This is a genomic window from Coleofasciculus sp. G1-WW12-02, assembly GCF_040219735.1.
GTDB lineage: Bacteria > Cyanobacteriota > Cyanobacteriia > Cyanobacteriales > Coleofasciculaceae > Coleofasciculus.
On the sequence record NZ_JAVJRX010000044.1, the window covers coordinates 31,808 to 51,642 of the forward strand.

A 19,835-nucleotide genomic window follows, 5' to 3' on the forward strand; every position below is an offset into this window, starting at 1 on the left:
ATGAACTGTCCTCACTCAACAAAAATGACACTTCTCAGGCTAAATGTCGCATCAATACGGCACGAGGGGCGCGGCGAACCCGGCATTTAATCGTTTCTTTACCTAGGCGCTTGTGTGCCTCAAAGCGATGACACCCAGAGAATCCGTAATACTCTCCATCAACTTCGAGTACATCAATAGGTTCTCTTAATCCCTCTTCCTGGATGGATTTCATCAACTCTAGTACCTTTTCGGCGTCGTTTTCGCGGGGAAGGGGACGGCGGATTTGCTGTAGCGGAATTTCTCGAACCTCTACCATCGTGCCAGTAACACCTCTGTTCTCAATGTTTACCTCTAAATCATACTCGTTATGAGTTTGACTTGCAACTTAGAGATGGAGTATGGGGGGTGCAGTGAAGCTGGGGGAGTCATGTAGAGACGTGCCATGGCGCGTCTGTATGTAGGGGCGGGTTTGACCATTAACGGGACGGTTTTCACCCAGATGTGACTAAACCCGCCCCAACGGAGTACCATAATTCTAAGGGCAAAGGACGAATGACAAATGACAAATGACAATTATTTTTGAATCCGCGACAGATCCATATTGCCAAAATTGACAAAAAAGGCAACATTGAGGTTTTCTAAAGATTGAACTAACCAAAAAATATCATTGATGGTTTGACGTTCGTAGTGAGTGAATAGAATGGAAAATCGCTTTTCTAAATCGGGCTTGACTTTACTACACAGAAGAATAATTTTCAGCAATAATCCGGTTGTGCGAATCGGTCCCATATTAGAAATCAAATCGACAAAGAGATAGTGATTGGGATGCTGGGGGCTGCTGACTAAGAAGCTAAGCAACTGGCTACAGGTTCTCAGCAGTAAAAAGTCGTTAATTTTCTTAGAGTCGCTATCGGGTAAGGTGTTTTTGAGGTGTTGAGCCAAACGGTGATTGAATTGATGTTTTCCATAAGCCGGTTCAATTGCTGCTGTTAGGTATTCATATAAATCGGCTTTAAAGGCACGATAGGAGGGCGTTAGATTACTTTGCTTGAGGAAACTTTGGGCTAAGTCTCGGTAGGTATACGCCCCTTCAACTTTGCCCATAAACTGTTTCAGGGCTAAGTAGAGTTCGCGATCGCTTAACAGGGTAGGATTGGGTACGGGTTGAACCAGGGTGATGTCTGAGGTTGGGGTTGGGCTAGATGCGAGTCGAACTCGCCGGATCAAATAAGTGACATATTGAGAGAGATTCATTTCTAATTGCCACTGACGTTGAGTTTGAATGTGGCGGATGGTTTGCTGGTGTTCGTAGGAACTATCTGAACTGAGCAAGGCGTGGGTGTATAAATAGGGGTATCGACAAATCAATTGCCCTAAAGCGGGATTGGAGTCTTGGCGATCGACATTTGCGGTGTGATCAACAACTTTGACTAAACGTTGTAGGGTTTGATAGTCTTCACTTTGAGTAAATTCTCCCAGGAGTTGTCGCAATCGCTTTGATAGTCCCGATGTCGCCCTAATTGCCCTAGGTTGGAAGGGTTTTTCAAATAATGCTACTAATTGCGCGATCGCATGATCTTGATTAGCTTGCATTTGCCAACGGTTGATCAGGATATGGCAGCAACGATTGAGAATATGGGTAAAGTCTTGATGGCGGGGATTGGCGAGGATAATTCGGTGGAAGGCAGCGATAATATCAGGTTCAGAGTAGTTTTTGGCTTTAATAAATAATTGCTCAAAGCGTTCGATGAGTTGCTGGGGAGATTCTCGTTGTATCCAATAGAGCAAATGATCATATAATATCTGCTCGTCGGCACTTAAAGAACGAGGAACAGACGTTGGCGATAATTCTGGAGGGGTAGGTTTTGGAGTTCGTTGTACTGTAGATGTTGTATTTAATTGCTTCTGGGTGTCGCGGTTTCCCTGATAAGAACTGGCGATAGCTTGCTGACGGCTGGTACTTAGGAACTGGTATTCCTTGGGAGTTAAGCGTTTCCCCTTTGCCCAAGCCAAGGCTTCTTGTAATTGGTTTCGGTTCAACAAATAGGACTCATTCTGACATCCACTGGCAAACCAAGCTGTCATGGCACAGTGATAAGGACGAAGATTATCCAGGACTCTTCTCACCCAATCCTGATTAAAAATAGATTTATAGATGCGGTTATAGACTCTCAGAACAGGCTGGGCGTACTTCTGTCCGATTGGCTGTTTCACCACTAATCCCGATAGGCGTAATTCTCGTTGTTCCGGACTATTATCGGCAGGGATTTCTCCTTGGTCGAGAATTTGCTGGTAGAGTGTTAATAACTGACGGGTGCTGGAACGGTTAGGCAATAGGCGATCGCGGGTGGTGCAGCGACAAAGGCGATCGCGAATGGTTTTCAGGTGTTCCGGTTCATCTTTGGCTTCCCAGTTTTCAATAATGTGCGATCGCACCAACTGTTCAATCCATGGGCCAATTTGGGCTTTATCCTGGGGAATCTTGGTGGGAAGAGAGAGTTCGGCTTGGTGGAGGACAATCTGACACAGCTTTTGAGTGAGAAAGGGTTTACCACCTGTCCAGGTTAATATTTCTTGGATGATGGCGGGGGAATAGTTAACTTTGGCGGCTAATCCCTGGGCTAAGGGTAAACATTCATGTAATTGAAAGCCTGTCAATTCAATTGCCCGACCAATATTAAACGGGGTGCTATTCTTATCTTGCATTAACTCAGAGGGAGTCGCGACACCCAATAGGGCAAATGTGAGGCGTTGGTAGGCGGGATAATCGGCGCGACTATCATAACAGGCGCGAATCGCGGCTAAAAAGTCATCGACGCGAAAGTTTAAACTGAGAACACTATCAATTTCATCGACAAAAATAACAATCGGTTGGGGAATCGTCGGTAGTAGGATTCGTTCAATAAACTCACTGAAGCGTTGTACGGGCGAGAGTAAATCGCGATCGCGCCACCATCGACGTAAGTTAAATTGTTGGGTGAGATCGAAACTAATCACCAAGCGACGGACTAAGCCAGCATACCATTGCTCTGGGGTCAGATTTTGGCAGCCAATCTTAGTCAAGTCAATCGCCGCACAAGCAAATCCTTCCTTTTGTAAGCGGCGCATGGTTTGCACCCGTAAGCTAGATTTCCCCATCTGTCGGGAGTTGAGGACATAGCAGAAATTCCCAGCCTTTAACCCGTCGTAGAGTTCAACATCGGCTTGTCGCCACACATAAGTGGGAGAATCGGCGGGGAGGCATCCGCCAAATTGGTAGTTGTAGGCTAAGGTGGTATTCATAGTCAATGCCCTGGCAAAACGCTGCATCGGTAGGAGACCGGGTAGAGCGAAGTACTAAAAAAAGGGGTTACACCCCTCAGCGTAAACTATTTGTGGATCGATTGAGTTTATGTGGGCAAGCCTGAGAAAACAACTCTGGCAATGGCGTGGTGTGTTCATTGCTGCTCCCAGTGTAGCCGGAGTCGTCATCGGGTTATGGTGGGCGGGATGGCTGCAAGAACTGGAACTCGCCGCCCTGGATCAATTTTTTCGCTGGCGTCCAGCCGAAGCGATGGATTCACGGATTGTGATTGTTGAGATTAATGAGCAAGATATCCAAAAACTCGGCAACTGGCCCCTATCTGATCAGAGGCTTGCCCAATTACTAACAATACTTAAACAACAACAGCCAAGAGCCATTGGTTTGGATCTGTATCGCGATTTACCTGTAGAGCCAGGGTATCAGGAATTGGTCAAGGTTTTTCAATCAACTCCGAATTTGATTGGTATTCGTAAGGTAGCCGGAGATGCTGAGGGAACGGCGGTTAATCCACCACCAATATTGGACAAATTGAATCAAATTGGGGCGAATGATTTGGTGGTAGATAGTGATGGTAAAGTTCGTCGCGGTTTACTGTCTCTGGGAACTCCATCTGGGGAAATTATCCCTAGTTTTAGTACGATGTTAGCCTTGACTTATTTAGAGGCTGAAGGAATTACGCTTGAGGAAGTAGATGCTGAGGGAAATCAATATCAGTTGGGCAAAGCTGTGTTTACCCGTTTAAATCAGCACGATGGGGGCTATGTCCGCACAGATGCGGGTGGATTTCAGATAGTATCTAATTTTCGCAATCTTAGGCAAGGTTTTCAGTCGATTTCGATCACGGAAGTCCTAGAGGGAAAAATACCAAAGGATTGGGGACGCGATCGCGTGATCTTGATTGGGATTACGGGTGAAAGTGTCGCCGATAACTTTTTCACCCCCTATAGTCGCGGGTTGCTAGGTCGATCACCGGGGGTGGAAATTCATGCAGATGTCGTCAGTCAGATGGTGAGTGCGGCGCTAGAAGGGCGCCCTCTGATTCGGGTTTGGTCAGAACTTTGGGAGATTTTGTGGATAGTGGTTTGGACGGTAGTCGGGGCGACGTTGACCTGGGGACAGCGCTATCGGGGGGGTGTGACTGCGCGATCGCCCTTTAAGGTTGTGAGTCTGAGTTTCGTGGGCGGTGGCTTAGTTGGCGGCTGTTATTGGGCGTTTTTGAACGGGTGGTGGATTCCCGTGGTGCCGCCGATTCTGGGGTTAACCGGGTCTGCGATCGCGATTATGGGGTATCTGGCTTACAATGCAGGTCAGATGCGCCGGATATTTGGTCGTTATGTCAACGATGCAGTAGTGGCAAATTTGCTGGAGACGCCTCAGGGATTGCGCTTAGGTGGAGAAAATCGCCAGGTTACAATTCTATTTTCCGATTTAAGGGGATTTTCGGCAATTTCTGAGCGAGTGTCACCGGAGACAGGGGTGACGGTGATTAACCATTACTTGGAAGTGATGACGGATGTGATTGACCAGTATCAGGGTGTGATTACTGAGATCATGGGCGATGGGATTCTGGTTATATTCGGGGCGCCGATTGGGCGAGAGGATGATTGTCAACGCGCGATCGCTTGTGGGATTGCGATGCAGTTAGCGATGGCAGATGTTAATCAGTACAATGAAACCCTGAATTTGCCAGCCTTAGAAATGGGAATTGGTATTCATGGGGGAGAAGTATTAGCGGGGAATATTGGGTCACAAAAACGGGCAAAATATACAGTTTTAGGGAGTCCAGTTAATTTAGCCTCTCGGATTGAATCTTATACAGTTGGTGGACAAGTTTTTATTTCTCAGGATCTGTTTAAACAGGTGGATTCAATTCTCAGGGTAGACGGGCAATTCCCCGTTCACCCGAAAGGATTTGCGGAACCAATTACGGTTTATGAAGTTGGTGGGATTGGTGGAACGTTTAATTTGCTTTTGCCGAAACCCGAAGCCGATTTCGTGGTGTTACAGCAGAAAATTCCGATACAGTATATAGTTTTAAAGGGGAAGCATTTGGAGGAGATAGTCTGTCAGGGGGAAATTGTCAAATTATCTACTCATGGGGCTGAGATTCGCACCCAACAGTCTTTGGAATTGTTTAGTAATCTCAAGATTAATTTAGTCACAGGGACAAAAAAGGCAAAGGGATTGAGGGATATTTACGCGAAAGTCGTGGAAGAATTGGTAGATAGTCCGACTCATTTTGGTATTCGGTTTACAGGCATTCCCCCAGAAATAGCAGCCTTACTTTCTTATTTACGTCAGTTTCCCTCAGATTAATTTCCGATACCCTCCTTACCCTCGTTACCCTCGTTCCCAGGCAGAGCCTGGGAATGCCTTTGCAGAGGCTCTGCCTCACGTACTACAATGTCTCTACCGGGGCGTCGTTAGAGGAACCTGACAATTAACAGGTTCTTGCCAATCGCCTTGAGGCTTCCCATTGGGGACGTAAGCCGTCAGCACTACATTCCCCTGTTCATCAATAATCCAGCCTTGGGCTTCCACAATCTGCTTAGGATGATTGATATTGGAAGATTGAGGAGTTAGAGGCATTACTTGCTCCCTTCTCGTCTTGTCTTCTTCCGGGAGTATCAAGACACCCAAATCATCCTGTATTCTATCAGGACTTATTATTTCATTTGGGCTTTGGGGTAAACCACCACGTCCCGTGATGATAAACTCATTCTGACTAGTAGTTGTAGCGCAACTTTTGTCAATTTGCCCAGAGGAATCAGTTAATTCTCCTGATAATTCAACTAATCCTTGACTAGGGTCAACATTAGGAATGTTAAGTGTTAAATCTCCAGAAGCTGTTATATCACTAAGTTCAGTCAAGCCATCAAATTGAAAACCTATAATACTCTCTGCTGTGATTTCAATATTTCCCTGGTTAGTTGAGCGGGCAATAATATCACTATTTCCAATCGGCAAAGTAACAACAAGATCTGTATCAATTGTAATATTGCCATCTTGGGATTCTGTTCCCAAAGATTGAGCTGAAATCAGACTATTACGACGCATTAATAATAAATCTGATACTGTTAAGTTAATATTGCCTCCCTGGGCATTATCAGAGGTTGCCGTAATTTCCCCGTGGTTGTCAAGAAAAACTGAGTCAGCCGTAATAGTTAATGTTCCAGCATCTCCTAAAGTCGTGCTGCTTACTGTAACAACACCCTGATCAAACACCGTTAATTTTCCCGTATTAATACTCAAGTTCCCACCAGATCCCTGAGATTGAATTTCCCCTAATAAGGTATTTGTACCACCTACAATCACTCTACCTGAACCGGCAAATATTCGACTAGGCAAAAAGGTATCTTCTAATTGTATATTTCCGCCTACTTCGATAGAATTTGTAGCCTTTATTGAGAGGGAAGAACCCCGCTCTGAATTTTGGGTTATTGAAATTATTTGACCTCCATCGCGAAGTATTAAATCCTTTGTTTCTATTATCAAATTAGTAGCCAATTTTTGTTCCTCGTCCCTTGGATTCACTCTAACAACAATAGCGCCTAAAAAAGGTGGAGAAGAGACACTAGATATTTCTACTGATTCATCAGCATAGATATTTAAACTTCCTTGACCGCTTTCCTTGTAAATTACACCACCGTTGATATATAAGTTACTGGCATTTATTGTTAAATCCTCACTTTCAACTGACCAAATATAGCTATTATTTGAAACATTCACTTGCTTTCCATTTATGGTTATCTCTCCACTCCCGCCTAGGAATGCATCGCTGTTGTTCGTAAAGGAAATATAATTACCATTTATAGCTAATGCATCTCCCAATCCTACAAAGATGTCGCTATTACCTGAAAACGTTATATTTCTACCGTTTACAATTACTTTATTTCCCCTTAATAATGTTACATTGCTTTGCTCAGAAACCGTAATATCTGCACCACTTATTGTTAAATTTCCAATTTCCTCTAGAGTTCCACCCAAATCCCCTACCTGAAAATCACTTGCATTGTTGATTGAGATGTTGGCAAACTCTTGAACATTGTCATAGTTGATTTTGAATCCTATAGATTCAGGTATTATGCCAATTTCGCCATCAATCACGCTTCCTATCTCAATCTGCCCAGCTTGGATTTTGCCTCCTTTAGACACAATACCATTAGCAATTAAACCAATCGTCTGACTACTGTTTAATTGGGAAGAAGATCCAGATTCATTGGAAAGCATAATTTGTCCTGAATTAACTCCCAATTGTAAACCAATCGGCATATTAATCGTTAATAGTGGTGGTTGAGCTGGATTGTCAGTACTAAATTCAAAACCATTCTCAAAAACTAAGCTTTTTGCAGTACTAGCTAAAAATGATCCTTCGATGTCGAGTTGAGCATTGTCTCCAAATAGAATTCCATTCGGATTAATCAAGAATAAAGAGCCATTGCCATCTATTCCCAGTGTTCCCAATATATTTGATACTTGATTACCTGTCACGCGAGAAATTATATTCTCTATATTTCCGGGATTACTAAAATATACTCTTTCGTTATTATTAACATTAAATTCTGAGAAGCTATGAAATAGATTATTGCCTCGAATAGCACCACCGTTAATTAACTGACCGGGAAAACCTTGAACATCAACATTAATTGGCATTTCTGATTTCTCTGTTACCCCTAACGTTGAATCAGGTGTTATTTGAGCAAAAACAGAGTTGTTTGCATACGCAATTACACTAAATACTCCCCAAAAAACGGCTATTTGGGGAAAGTATTTTATGTAGAGAAATAATTTTCTACTATTCATGCAATTAGGTTAATTATAGCGTTTTCATTTGTTTTAGTTAACGATTTAGCACACTATAGCAATCCTAAATAGGTTGTAACAAGTGAGCGGCTCGAAACCAAGTTCTAAGCAAGGAGTATGTTTCGGAAAATTGCCACGACTCAAATAGGATTGCTATAGTGCGGCGGGCAGGGAAATACTTTAGCAGCTTTGTAAATGCTCCCGAGCAGGGAAGCGGGGGAGATGTTAACTGTTTAGTTATTTTCGCCTTCTTGCAATAGGTACGGAAAACCCTAGTTTCTCTACTTCATACTTTATTTTTGATGTATACAATCCATATAACATTGCAGATCTATTTTCCCGTTTTTAAAACAATGGTCACATCCGGTCAGCGTTGTCACAAATTCAATCAATAACTTTTTCTTAAGGCTTTTAAAATCATCAGCTTGGTCTAGTACAGCAGCATCCAAATCTTTATCAGAAGATGCTTTTAGCTCTTTTGATAGATATATATGCATAAATCTTTTTTGAGCTTCGTTAGCTTTAAAAACGGCTTTGCTCCAAGCTTCAAAAGCTTCCTGTTCTTTCGGTGAAAGTGAATCCCATGCTGCCGAGAAAAGTCTTTCGTGCATTTGTGTTTAAAGAAGTTTTTTTAGATTACACAACAATCATACCTTATATTAAATCAATATTTTTTTTTGTAAAATCAACTACATATTAAAAAGTTAAATATTTCTTAATGGTCTCATAACTTTTTTCTGTACCTCACGCCTATTGCAAACCGCTATAACTACTGAGATACCGTTTCCAAAACCTGGCAATTGACTGAATGTTGCCAACCGCCATGAGGTGTTCCATTAGGAACATAAGCCGTCAGCACCACATTTCCCTCAGCATCAATAATCCACCCCTGGGCTTCAATAATCTGCTTGGGAGGATGGGAAATAGGAGAATTATTCCCGTCTGTTTGTCCTTGTGTTTCCTCATTTTCTTCCCTGGATATCACCGTGCCCAAATCATCTTGTACCCAATCAGGACTGAATAAATCCGTTGGGTTTTCAGGTAAACCACCTCGTCCAGTAACAGTAAATTGACTCTGACGATTACTAGCTGCACAGGTTCGGTTAATTTGTCCTGAGGGGTCAACTAAAGTGCTGGGGAGTTGAGTCAGTCCGCGACTGGGGTCAATGGATACATTAAGTGTGATTTCACCCGGGTTGCCAAACTGAGAACTGGCATCAATATCATTAGTACGATTTCCCTCAATGGCGGGACGTTCTTCAATACCAAAGATGCCTTCACCGGTGATGGTAATACGACCTCCATCTCCGCGTTGGGCACTAGCAATAATATCACTGCCGTTAACACCTTCTGAGGGCAGGGCTAAAAGAAAAATGCTTTCTATGTCAATATTACCGCCATTGGCATCACCAGAAGCTTTGGCAGAAATCAGGCTTTCATTGGTCATGAGTAAGGTGTCTAAGTTTTGTAGGCTGATATTTGCCCCACCTTCTACGCCACTGGTTCCGGTTTCTGCGGTGAGTTGACCTTGCTCTAAGTGTAGGGAGTTTGTCCGAATAGTCAGGTTTCCAGCTTGTCCAGAGGGACTACTTACGGTTACGGCTGCTCTATCTCGGACAGACATCTGAGTTGTGTCAACAGTTAAGTCACCGGCTGTACCGCCTTGAGTGGCTTCAACCGATAAACCACCTACTCCATTTAAGTTTACAGATTCAGAAGCATTGACGCTTAAGCTTCCGGCTGTACCGCTTTGAGTTGATGCCGAAATCAGACTGTTGTTTACGGTTAAGGTGTTTAAGCCTTCTAGGGTAATATTTTCACTAACACCAGAAATATTAGAGGCAGAAAGCTGCGAATTTTCACTTAAGGTTAATTGTTGAGTATTAACCGTCACCCCCCCAGCCTTACCACCTTCGGAGGTAGCTTCAACGGATAGGCGACTGTTGTTGAGAGACACTGACTCAACTGGATTTTCTCCTGGATTAATCCTGAGACTTCCGGCTGTTCCTGTTCGGGTGGATGCCGATATTTCACTATCGTTGGTTAGCTGTAAGTTGTTTAAGCCTTGTAAAATAATGTCTTGGCTAACACCCGAAATGTTAGAGGCGGACAGTTGCGATCGCTCCTCCAGAGATAACTGTTGAGTATTAACACTCAAACCCCCAGCATTACCGCCTTCGCCTGTGGCTTCCACTGATAGGCGACTGTTGTTGAGAAATACCGACTCAACCGGATTTTCTCCTGGATTAATGCTGAGACTTCCGGCTGTCCCTGTTTGGGTGGATGCTGATATTTCACTGCCGTTGGTTAGCTCTAAGTTCTCTAAACCTTGTAAAATAATGTCTTGGCTAACACCCGAAATGTTAGAAGCAGAAAGTTGCGATCGCGCATTCAAGCTTAACTGTTGAGTATTAATCGTCACCCCCCCAGCCTTACCGCCTTCTCCAGTAGCCGCAACGGATAGATTACTGTTGCTTACAGATACCGACTCAACCGGATTTTCTCCTGAATTAATACTGACACTTCCGGCTGTCCCTGTCTGAGTAGATGCTGATATTTCACTGTTGTTGGTTAGCTCTAAGTTCTCTAATTCCTGTAAAACAATATCTTGGCTTTCTCCAGAAATGTTGGAGGCTGAGATTTGCGAGTTTTCACTTAAGGTTAACTGTTGAGTATTAACTGTCAAACCCCCAGCCTTACCGCCTGCGGATGTGGCTGCAACGGATAGGCGACTATTATCACTCACTTGCACCGAATTAGCGGGATTGGAGTCAGCATTAATGGTTAAGCTTCCCGCTTCACCGGTTTGAGTCGAGGCGGATATTGCACTATTGTTGCTAACTCTCAAGGTATCTAACCCTTCTAGGATAATACCTTCACTGCTACTGAAAACATTTGATGCCAATATCTTTGCATCATTTTCCAGGTTCAACTGCTGGGTATTGATACGAACTTCTCCTGCATTGCCACTGCTTATAGCTGCCGCCGACAGTTCAACGCCATCTTTTAAAGTAAGTTGAGGAGTCGTGACTAATACACTGCCAGCATCCCCTGTACTCCTGCTTTCTACCGCTAACCTTCCCTGTCCAGCAATGGTAATCGCTTGCGGCGCACTGAGGATTAAATCTCCGCCATTGCCACTTCCAGATGTAGAGGCTGATACTTGGGAGTCAGGCGCTAGGGTAATGTCTAGGGTGGATTGTTCTTGATAGGGTTTCAGGGTTAATGTTCCGGCGGGGGTTTTTCCCTCGGTTTCGGCAAAGACACCCACGATTCCGGCTAAATTCATGGTGGACGCATTTAAGGTGATACTGCCACCTCCCTCTGTATTAGTGGCGGTATCGGTGGCGGTGGCGGTGATGCGGGCAGTGTCGGAGAGGGTTAATGTGGGAGTATTAATAATAATGCTTCCAGCTTTGCCTGCGTCACTCGTTTCTACAGACAGAACCGGGGAAAAATCATCCACACCAATGCCGAGATTCACAGCAGTAGGGGCATTAACTGTAATGATGCCACTATTGCCACTACCGTTGGTGAAGGCAAAAACTTTTGCTCCCCTAGCAACGGTTAAGGTGGAGGTGTCTAGGGTAATGTTTCCGGCGTCTCCAGTTCCTGTGGTTGAGGTGGACAGTTCTGTTTGTTGTATGTCTAAATTGTTGCTGGTAATCTGAATATTGCCAGCATCACCTGCGCCGAGGGTTTCTGTGGTAATGGTTCCTTGTCCCTGAATCGTTACGGCGTTGGGAGCTATGATCGTTAAGTTGCCTCCGATTCCTTGGTTAGAGGTGGAAGCAGAAATGGCAGTATCCTGTTCAAGGTTAATATTGAGGTTTTCTCCGTTCGGATGGGATTGAAGAGTAATAGTTCCAGCACTGCCAATATTTTCCGTGGTAGTGGCGATGTTGGCACCGTTTTGCAGAGTTAATTCCGGGGTGGTGAGGGTAATACTTCCGGCATTACCAAAGTTAGTAGTTCCTGCAAATATTCCACCGCGTTGAGGTGTGTCCTGGTAGGAATACAAACCTTGGAAGGTTATGCCACTTCCGGCATTAATTGCGATATTTCCTGCCTTGCCGATGTTGCTGGTATTACTAATAACTTGACTATTATTGAACGTGACTAGACCTGGGCTGGTTAGGGTGACATTCCCAGCATTATCGCTACCGTTGGTGTCACTTTCAATAGAACTATCGTTGAATGTGAGATTGCCTAAACTGGTGACAATGACATCTCCGGATTCTCCTTGACCACCAACTTCCAAGGTTATGGTTTTACCAGACCATGGGTTCATCACTTCTACCCGCCTGCTAGTGAGGATACGGGTATTCGTCACGGATAAATCCTCAAACCCCTTTATCGCAACATCTCCAGCTTGAGCAGAAGATGATAGAGTTAATATTTCCAGGTTCGTTATGTTATTTTGAGCTGCCACCGTCACGTTTCCACCGCTTCCTGCTTTTCCTTCCTCAGAGAGGGCAAAGGAAGCCACGAGTGAGTTAGGAGAATTTCCGATAATATCGCCACCTCTAGCGATGAGGGAAATTTCTCCCCCATTTCCAGCATTCCCAGAAGCCGAATACGAGTACGAGTTCAATTCGCCGTTGGTATTGATATCACCGGAGTTAGAGGAAAGAGAAATCGCCCCCCCATTCCCCCCATTCCCAGAGTAAGAGTAAGAGTTCAAAGAACCGTTGGTAGTGATATCACCGGAGTCAGAGGAGAGAGAAATAGCTCCCCCATTCCCCCCATTCCCCGAATAAGAGGAAGAATCGGAGGACATATACACGGAATCAAAAGTGATATCTCCACTCGCACTTAAGCGGATCTCACCCCCATTTCCTGCATTCCCCGAATAAGAGCGCGAACTAGAGGCTATCTCTGACCCATACCCAGAAAAAGTGATATTGCTGCCCGCGCTCAAGCGGATTTCACCCCCTTTTCCACTATTGCCATAAAAATAGTCGGAGTAGGAGTACACCCTTGAGTAATCCCCAAAAAAATTGATATTACTGCCTGCGCTCAAACTGATCGCCCCGCCATTTCCACCATTGCCATCAGCAGAAGAGTCGTCATAAGGCATTGAGAAGGATTCCACCTGTGACCAATCCCCAAAAAAAGTGATATCGCCACCCGCACTCAAGCGAATCTCACCCCCATTTCCACTATTGCCAATAGAGATAGAGCTCACATAGGAGCTTTGATCTGAGCTATACCCAAAAGTGATATCGCCACCCGCACTCAAGTGGATTTGTCCCCCATTTCCACTATTGCCAGAAGAGATAGAGTAGGAGTTCACCTCTGAGTTATCTCCAAAAGTGATATCGCCACCCGCACTCAAGTGGATCTCTCCTCCATTTCCGCTATTGCCAGAAGAGATAGAGCCAGAGTTCACATCTGAGTTATCTCCAAAAGTGATATCGTCACCCGCCCTCAAGCGGATTGCCCCCCCATTCTGGGTATCCCTAAAGTCCGAGTACGAGGAGGAGTTCAAAGAACCAGTAGAGATATTACCATCTGCTTTTAAATTAATTGCCCCTCCAGTAACTAAAGAGGTGCTAATATTCCCCAACGTCAAACTCGCACCATTAATAACAATATCCCGCCCATTGGTTTTGAGGGTATCTCCGCCAGTGTCCTCCATAACCACCGCACCCACCCCGTCACTATCTGCATCAGCCGTTAATGCAATCCCCCCACTCCCAGGCGCAAAGTCTAAAGCATCATCAGCTAAATCATCAATCCGAATATCGTTAGTCGCCTGTAAAACAATATTCGTATCCCCCGCCAACCCTTCCAACTCCGACTCATAAATCGTCGTCGGTGCTGTATCATCAATCTCACTCAACGGCGTACTCAGAATCGCCCCCGTCACTCCCGAATTATTCCCGGCAAAACTATCCTCACCATCAACCCCACTATCCCCATTACCATTAGCAATCCGAATATCTGTCGGGTCAAGCAACAACGTCCCCGCTAACCCAAAAACTGCACTGGTATCCACGTTTCCACGAAATATCAGATGTTGCTTCCCCGATACCTCAACTAATCCCCCATTTCCGCCATCAACTCCCCCACGGGCGTTAATATTTCCATAAAACCCCGTCACCTCATCTGCCCACAAAACCACCGTACCTCCATCTCCCTCGATTAAGGCGTCAGCATTAATCGTCACATCCGGCTCAATCACAGTTCGCGCTGCTGTGGGAATCGTACCTTGACCCTGAAAGGAACCACCAATTAATACTGTTCCGCCGCCTATCTGAGAGGACACATCAATCTCAGCGCTGTCCAATAAACCAATTCTCTCTCCCAACACCATTACCGTTCCCCCTGGTGCGGTTAGAGAACCAGTACTCGTCACTTGATTCCCGTGTAACGCCAGAGTTTGTCCCGATTCTACCGCTAAATTCCCCTGATGATTAATATCTCCCGTCGGTGGCGTGCCATACTGCAATCCGGGTGTCACATTAATCGTTAACAACGGTGGCGCTTGGGGATTCGTGGCACTAAACTCACTGCCATCAGGAAAGGTAAAACTATTGGCGCCAGAAGCCACAAAGGAACCGCCAATATCTAACCGCGCATTCTCCCCAAAAACAATCCCATTGGGATTAATTAAAAATAGATTCGCTGTACCATTTGCGCGAATCAACCCATCAATATCTGAAAAGTCAGAACCTGTCACCCGTCCCAAAATATTCTGAATATCCAAGGCATTATTTAAAAATGCCTCACCCCCCGTCTGTACGGAAAACTCCTCAAAACTATGGAACAGATTCACCCCTCGCACCGTTCCCCCATCAATCAGGCAAACCGGACACCCCGTCACCTGAGAATTTACCGGAAGTGTATTATCAGGTACAACTTGAGCCGATACCGTCGTTACATTTGCCCAAAAACCGAGAGCAATGCTGCTAATCCAAAAGGGGTTTATCAAGTTTTTCATAGTCGTTTTCCTGATGGCTTTACGTTTTTTATGAACGCACAGGGCATGGTTTTTCGGGCGCATGTCGGTGCGCTTAACTTTTTACGGGAAGTCTATAAACCTGAGTCGGGGCGGGTTTAGTTACATCTTGGTGAAACCGAAAAGATAGTAGTGAAACCCGCCCCTACACAATCTACAAATCTCCCAATCTCTCACTCAAAACTTACTTCCCTTCGTTGCGCCACATACCGTGAAAAATAAGGTCAGTGCGCCCCTACTATCACATTAGCTACGCCATACCATTCGATTGTCATGTTACTCCTGCTCCTCTGGATTGTTTTCATTAACCTGTATGTCTTCAAAATTTGATATTAATGGTGCATTGGTAATGTCTTCTAAATCAGCATATTTCAACAAACTTTCCCACGCCGATACCACCTCTGGGTTATTCGGTTGAGTTTGGCGAAGTGCCGCCAGATTGACCACTGCATCCTGCCAAATTCCAGCTTCAGCATACACCGCCACTAGCTCCAAATCTGTCACTTGATCTAATGAACCTGTTAGGATTGAATCCGGTGAGACGCGGCGGATTAATCCCTCCACAAAGGGATCATTGGGACCACTAACTTGACAGGGTATCGACACTAACCATTTATAATCATTGCCAACTACTAAAGGCGGTGTCGTTTCTGATAAACTAATGCGATAAATTCCTGGCGTTTCTGTTAAGTTAAGGCGAGCCGTCTCACCTATTTGCTTACCTTTCTCATCTTCCACTTTCAGTTCTAGGATTTGGGCAGAGATTGGAGGAACATAAACCAGAAATGTCGGTTTTTCTGATACTGTTAACGTTAACTGGAAATTCACCCCAACCGGGGATGGCTCCGATTCGTTTAATAGTTGGGCATCCAAGACAGAGGGAGAGGGTATCAGTACCGTTAGGGATTGAAATGCAGTGGTGGTCTCTTTTGCCTCACTTTGATCGCCTGAACATGGTTTCAGAATTCGCCTTCCTCCACCTGTGGTTATCACTGGAGCAGGTTGGTTGGGATTCGGTTTAAAAATTACCTGTTTTGACTGACTATTAGAGGATGTTCGGGTTTGTGCCTGTGCCGCGATGAAGAAACCAGGAATTATACCTAGTTCTAATAACACTGAGGCTGAGAGAACCATAAGATACTGAGGAAGTTTTGTCCAAACCATGATCATCTCCTAATCACAATTGATTCATGAACTCATGTCGTCCATTGAACCTGTTTTTGGGTTGAATGGTTATAGCCTTAGCACCCTATTATCCATTCGACTAATTATATTTTTTTCAAATCAATAGAGTTAATCCTAACGACTTGTTAAATTGATGCATCTTCTAGAGGTCAATTTGTCCGAGGTAAAGGGGAAAAACTATTCTCCCTATCCACTTCAGCTAAAACCCCTGAAAAGCAAGATTTCCAGCTCAACCCTGGAAACTTAGGCTAAGTTGCTCTACTCATCGACAGCAGAGGCGAAGCCTTCCTAGTCAGCATTTTTGAGACTAACTTTCACCTTAAGTTGATCCGAATAAGTATTTATGCACCCTTAAATATATGATAAAGCACCGTCAAAGGAATTTATCCGATTCTTTATCTTATCTACTTATTGCCCTAGATCTTGGGTAAAGTCAATAGGAAATTTTTTATATAAATAGTAAAATTTTTCGTTTATCCTCCTCTTCTTAAATTATACGCGGTTTTTCAGGTTATCTTTCTTAGAGCCTGTCGGGTGTGTTAGCAAAGCGTAACAAATCTGCTAATGTGGTGCGTTATGGCGCATTTTTTCTGGGTTGTAGGTTGGGTTGACCAGAATACAGGGCTAAGGTTCCCTGACTACAAACTTATTTAAAGCCAATTTCCCAGTAAGACAAACGGTGCCCAATAGTAAGGATGTCTGAATCTCGACTCCTGCAATAGCGCTAATTGAGCCTGACGCAACGCTTCCGCTTTGGTGACATTGGCTTGTGCCAATTCCTGATAAAATTTCACCATCAACATCGCCGTAGACTGATCATCCACTGACCATAACGTCGCTAATGTACTCCGCGCCCCCGATCGCACCGCCACTCCTGCTATTCCTAACGCCGCCCGTTTGTCACCTGCGGCGGTTTGACAAGCACTCAATACCAACAATTCAATGGGTTGACGTTTCCTGTCCTCCCGCACCTGAAGAACTTCAGCCAATTGTTTCACACTGACGCGATCGTCCCACGCCAAAATAAAGGTATCTTCAGCATTAGAACTAAACTGACCATGAGTGGCTAAATGAACCACCGGAAATGACACAGCACTAATCTCTTGTTGCAACGCAGCGCTGGTAAATTGCTGATTTAGTAGCACCTGCGCCGGAATCTCCGCCTGAATCTGCTGTATCTCCGACTCCACACCCGGTAACGGCGGAAAATTCTGTTTGGCTTCACTCAATCCCCCAACTAACACCTTGATGGGGGTGCGGGTTAAGGGTTGGGGTTTCAGGATTTGCAGACTGGGAGTCAACGCGACACTATAGTTCTCAATTAGATATTGTTGACCATCATATAATGCTGCTATCGGTATACTCTTGAGTGAACCATCTAAGGCAAACACCAAGGTTTTAATCTCAGAAGCGGTTAAATCAGCCTCAATCGGTTGCACCAACCAATTATATAGTTGTTTAAATAGGGGTAATCGTTCGCGATCGCTCGCCACACGTCTGAGAGAACGGCGGGTTTGATTTAATACGTCTTCCACTTCCGCCTGAGATAAGGAAGTCGCATAATGTCGTAGTGGTTGGTTGGCGATCGAAACAATTACCTCCAATCGATCCGGTAAAATAATCGGATAAATAACCGCCGCATTAGCATCAACTTGGTCAACAGGTTCCGGTTGAGCCGTCAAACAAGCCTCACGAAAGAAGTTATCTAATTCTGCTAATTGTAGCGATTCAATTACCTCACGGGCTTGAACTAAATTCTCCTGATTAATGTCTTTATCACTGGGTTGCAACAGTAAGCTAACCAGTTGGCGATAAATCGGTTCCACACTCTCTCGAAACGAGAACTGTAACTCCAAATTCGTCGCCACCAAATCATTCCGCAGGGAATTGAGAGAGTGAATCGCTTCTTTATAAGCCGCAACGGCGCTCTTGATAGCGGAATCATCGGCAATTCCTCGGTCTATTTGGGCTTTCAGTAGTCGTCCTAACTGCCATTGCCACAAATAAGCAATATCGGGAGAATTGACCGATTGAGCTAATAGTAACGCCTGCTCGGTTAGCGTTTTCGCTTCAGACGATTGTTGAATATACTCGTAAATCTGACCCAAATAACCCAAGGTGTAGGATTCAGCCCGTTGATCGCCTAATTCCTTTGCTTGCTGAATTCCGATGGTCAGAATTTGAGCCGCCGTTTGTGGGTTCAGGGCGGGTTTAGTGACGTTAGTGGTTTTCCAAAAAAAGTTATTAGTCAAACCCCCCCCTAGGATGGGGAATGGGGCGGGTTTAGTTACGTTAGCGGTTTCCTGCGGAAGGTTAGAAGTAAAACCCGCCCCTACAACCACTGATTCATGACGCCATAGTTTCAGCAGACTTTGGCTAAAATTAATTCGGGCATAAATGCTGCTACGATTTGTCGGTAAATTAGCAAATTGGGACTGTATTTTCTGGGTTAGTGCTTTTGCTTCTGCCCAGTTTTCTAGTTCTATAAATAGACGCAGTTGATTTAACTGCGCCTGTAGGGTTGTGGTGGGTGAAACAGAAGACGCGATCGCGTTCTGATAAAACTCAATCGCCGCCTTTAATTTTCCCTGACTGTAAGCCGTATTCCCCAAACTTAAAAACGCCGCCGTTATCCCTGAGGATACGTCTAAATTTTGGGCAATAGCTAAACTTTTCTGTAATACTGTCTCCGATTCGTCTAAGTCACCCACTAAGCGCAAAGTATCGCCAAAACTCAACAATCCCGCCGCCTTAATCGCCGAATCCGGCTGATTTTGCAACCGTTGGTTCACCTGTTCTAATGTCGCCCTAACTCGCGGATAAAACCCTAGAATTCGCAAGGCTTGCGCCTGATTCATCAAGCTACGCACCACGCCAATTTGATCCTCCACCTGCTGATAGGTTTCTGTGGCTTCCTCCCACGTCTTCAGCGCCTGTTCCGGTTGTCCCTGTGCCAGTTGCAGCTTCCCCTGGGTATTCAGCGCCTGTGCCAAAATCGTCGTGCGATCGCGACTCGCCTTTTCGGTTTGTAACCGTTGTAAACTATTCCCAATTGCCTGATTCGCTGGCGTCCATTGTCCCAATTGCTGATAGGCGAGCGCCAGATTGCTCATTACCATGGCTTGATTCAGGGAATCTCCTTGAGTAGCAAAGGTATCCGCTGCTTGTTTCCAAGCGGTTACAGCAGCGGCAAATTCGCCCGACTGGTATTTTTGTAAACCCCCTTGCACCAATTCAGCCGAATTGGAGGTAGAAACCTGAACCGCTGAAGTATTGGGAATAGCTGCATTCACCTCATGGATTCCCATTCCTCTGGGAAAATCTCTCCACGCCAACACCACCGTCAAAACAGCAGTTAAACCAACTAAGCTTAGATACTTTAGGAATTGCCTGAATCTTTTTCCTTTAGCACTCATCAATTGTCGTGGAGATAGGGAAGTTTATCATTTCTAGTTCACCGCTCATAAAAATGTATACAATTATAATCATTCGTTGCCACAAGTATACACCACGTCCAACGAAGCGGTAGTTGAACGATTCCGCTGTGGATTTTCACCACGTCTAGAAGTGCGTTTCCGCTTGCTCTGCATTCCGTCT

At 44.9% G+C, this 19,835-nt stretch carries 8 protein-coding genes; 1 reads left to right on the plus strand and 7 read right to left on the minus strand.

What is annotated here, in order from left to right; all coding sequences use genetic code 11:
- Positions 1-34: 34 nt before the first annotated feature.
- Together RID09_RS07495 and RID09_RS07500 are read right to left on the minus strand one after the other, a co-directional pair.
- Positions 35-298: a ParB N-terminal domain-containing protein gene (locus RID09_RS07495; protein WP_446335324.1), complete on the minus strand. Its 264-nt coding sequence runs from the start codon at positions 296-298 to the stop codon at positions 35-37.
- A 257-nt stretch (positions 299-555) separates the two neighbouring features.
- Complete coding sequence (locus RID09_RS07500; RefSeq protein WP_446335325.1) at positions 556-3,264, minus strand: AAA-like domain-containing protein; 2,709 nt, start codon at positions 3,262-3,264, stop codon at positions 556-558.
- Positions 3,265-3,373: 109 nt separating this feature from the next.
- Between RID09_RS07500 and RID09_RS07505 the strand changes: the two genes are divergently transcribed.
- Positions 3,374-5,602 (plus strand): CHASE2 domain-containing protein, encoded by a 2,229-nt coding sequence (locus RID09_RS07505; protein ID WP_446335326.1) that lies wholly within the window; start codon positions 3,374-3,376, stop codon positions 5,600-5,602.
- A 93-nt stretch (positions 5,603-5,695) separates the two neighbouring features.
- Here RID09_RS07505 and RID09_RS07510 read toward each other — a convergent pair whose 3' ends face one another.
- The 5 genes from RID09_RS07510 to RID09_RS07530 all read right to left on the minus strand — a co-directional run bounded on the left by RID09_RS07510 (position 5,696) and on the right by RID09_RS07530 (position 19,654).
- Positions 5,696-8,089 carry a filamentous hemagglutinin N-terminal domain-containing protein gene (locus RID09_RS07510; RefSeq protein ID WP_446335327.1) on the minus strand — a complete coding sequence of 798 codons (2,394 nt, stop codon included), beginning with the start codon at positions 8,087-8,089 and terminating at the stop codon, positions 5,696-5,698.
- Between the two features lie 293 nt (positions 8,090-8,382).
- Positions 8,383-8,700, minus strand: a complete 318-nt coding sequence (locus tag RID09_RS07515; RefSeq protein ID WP_446335328.1) for a hypothetical protein — start codon at positions 8,698-8,700, stop codon at positions 8,383-8,385.
- Between the two features lie 158 nt (positions 8,701-8,858).
- On the minus strand, positions 8,859-15,035 hold the full coding sequence (locus RID09_RS07520) for a two-partner secretion domain-containing protein (protein ID WP_446335329.1): 6,177 nt from the start codon (positions 15,033-15,035) through the stop codon (positions 8,859-8,861).
- Between the two features lie 294 nt (positions 15,036-15,329).
- Complete coding sequence (locus tag RID09_RS07525) at positions 15,330-16,217, minus strand: DUF928 domain-containing protein (RefSeq protein WP_446335330.1); 888 nt, start codon at positions 16,215-16,217, stop codon at positions 15,330-15,332.
- 671 nt (positions 16,218-16,888) lie between these two features.
- Positions 16,889-19,654, minus strand: a complete 2,766-nt coding sequence (locus tag RID09_RS07530; RefSeq protein ID WP_446335331.1) for a CHAT domain-containing protein — start codon at positions 19,652-19,654, stop codon at positions 16,889-16,891.
- Positions 19,655-19,835 lie beyond the last annotated feature (181 nt).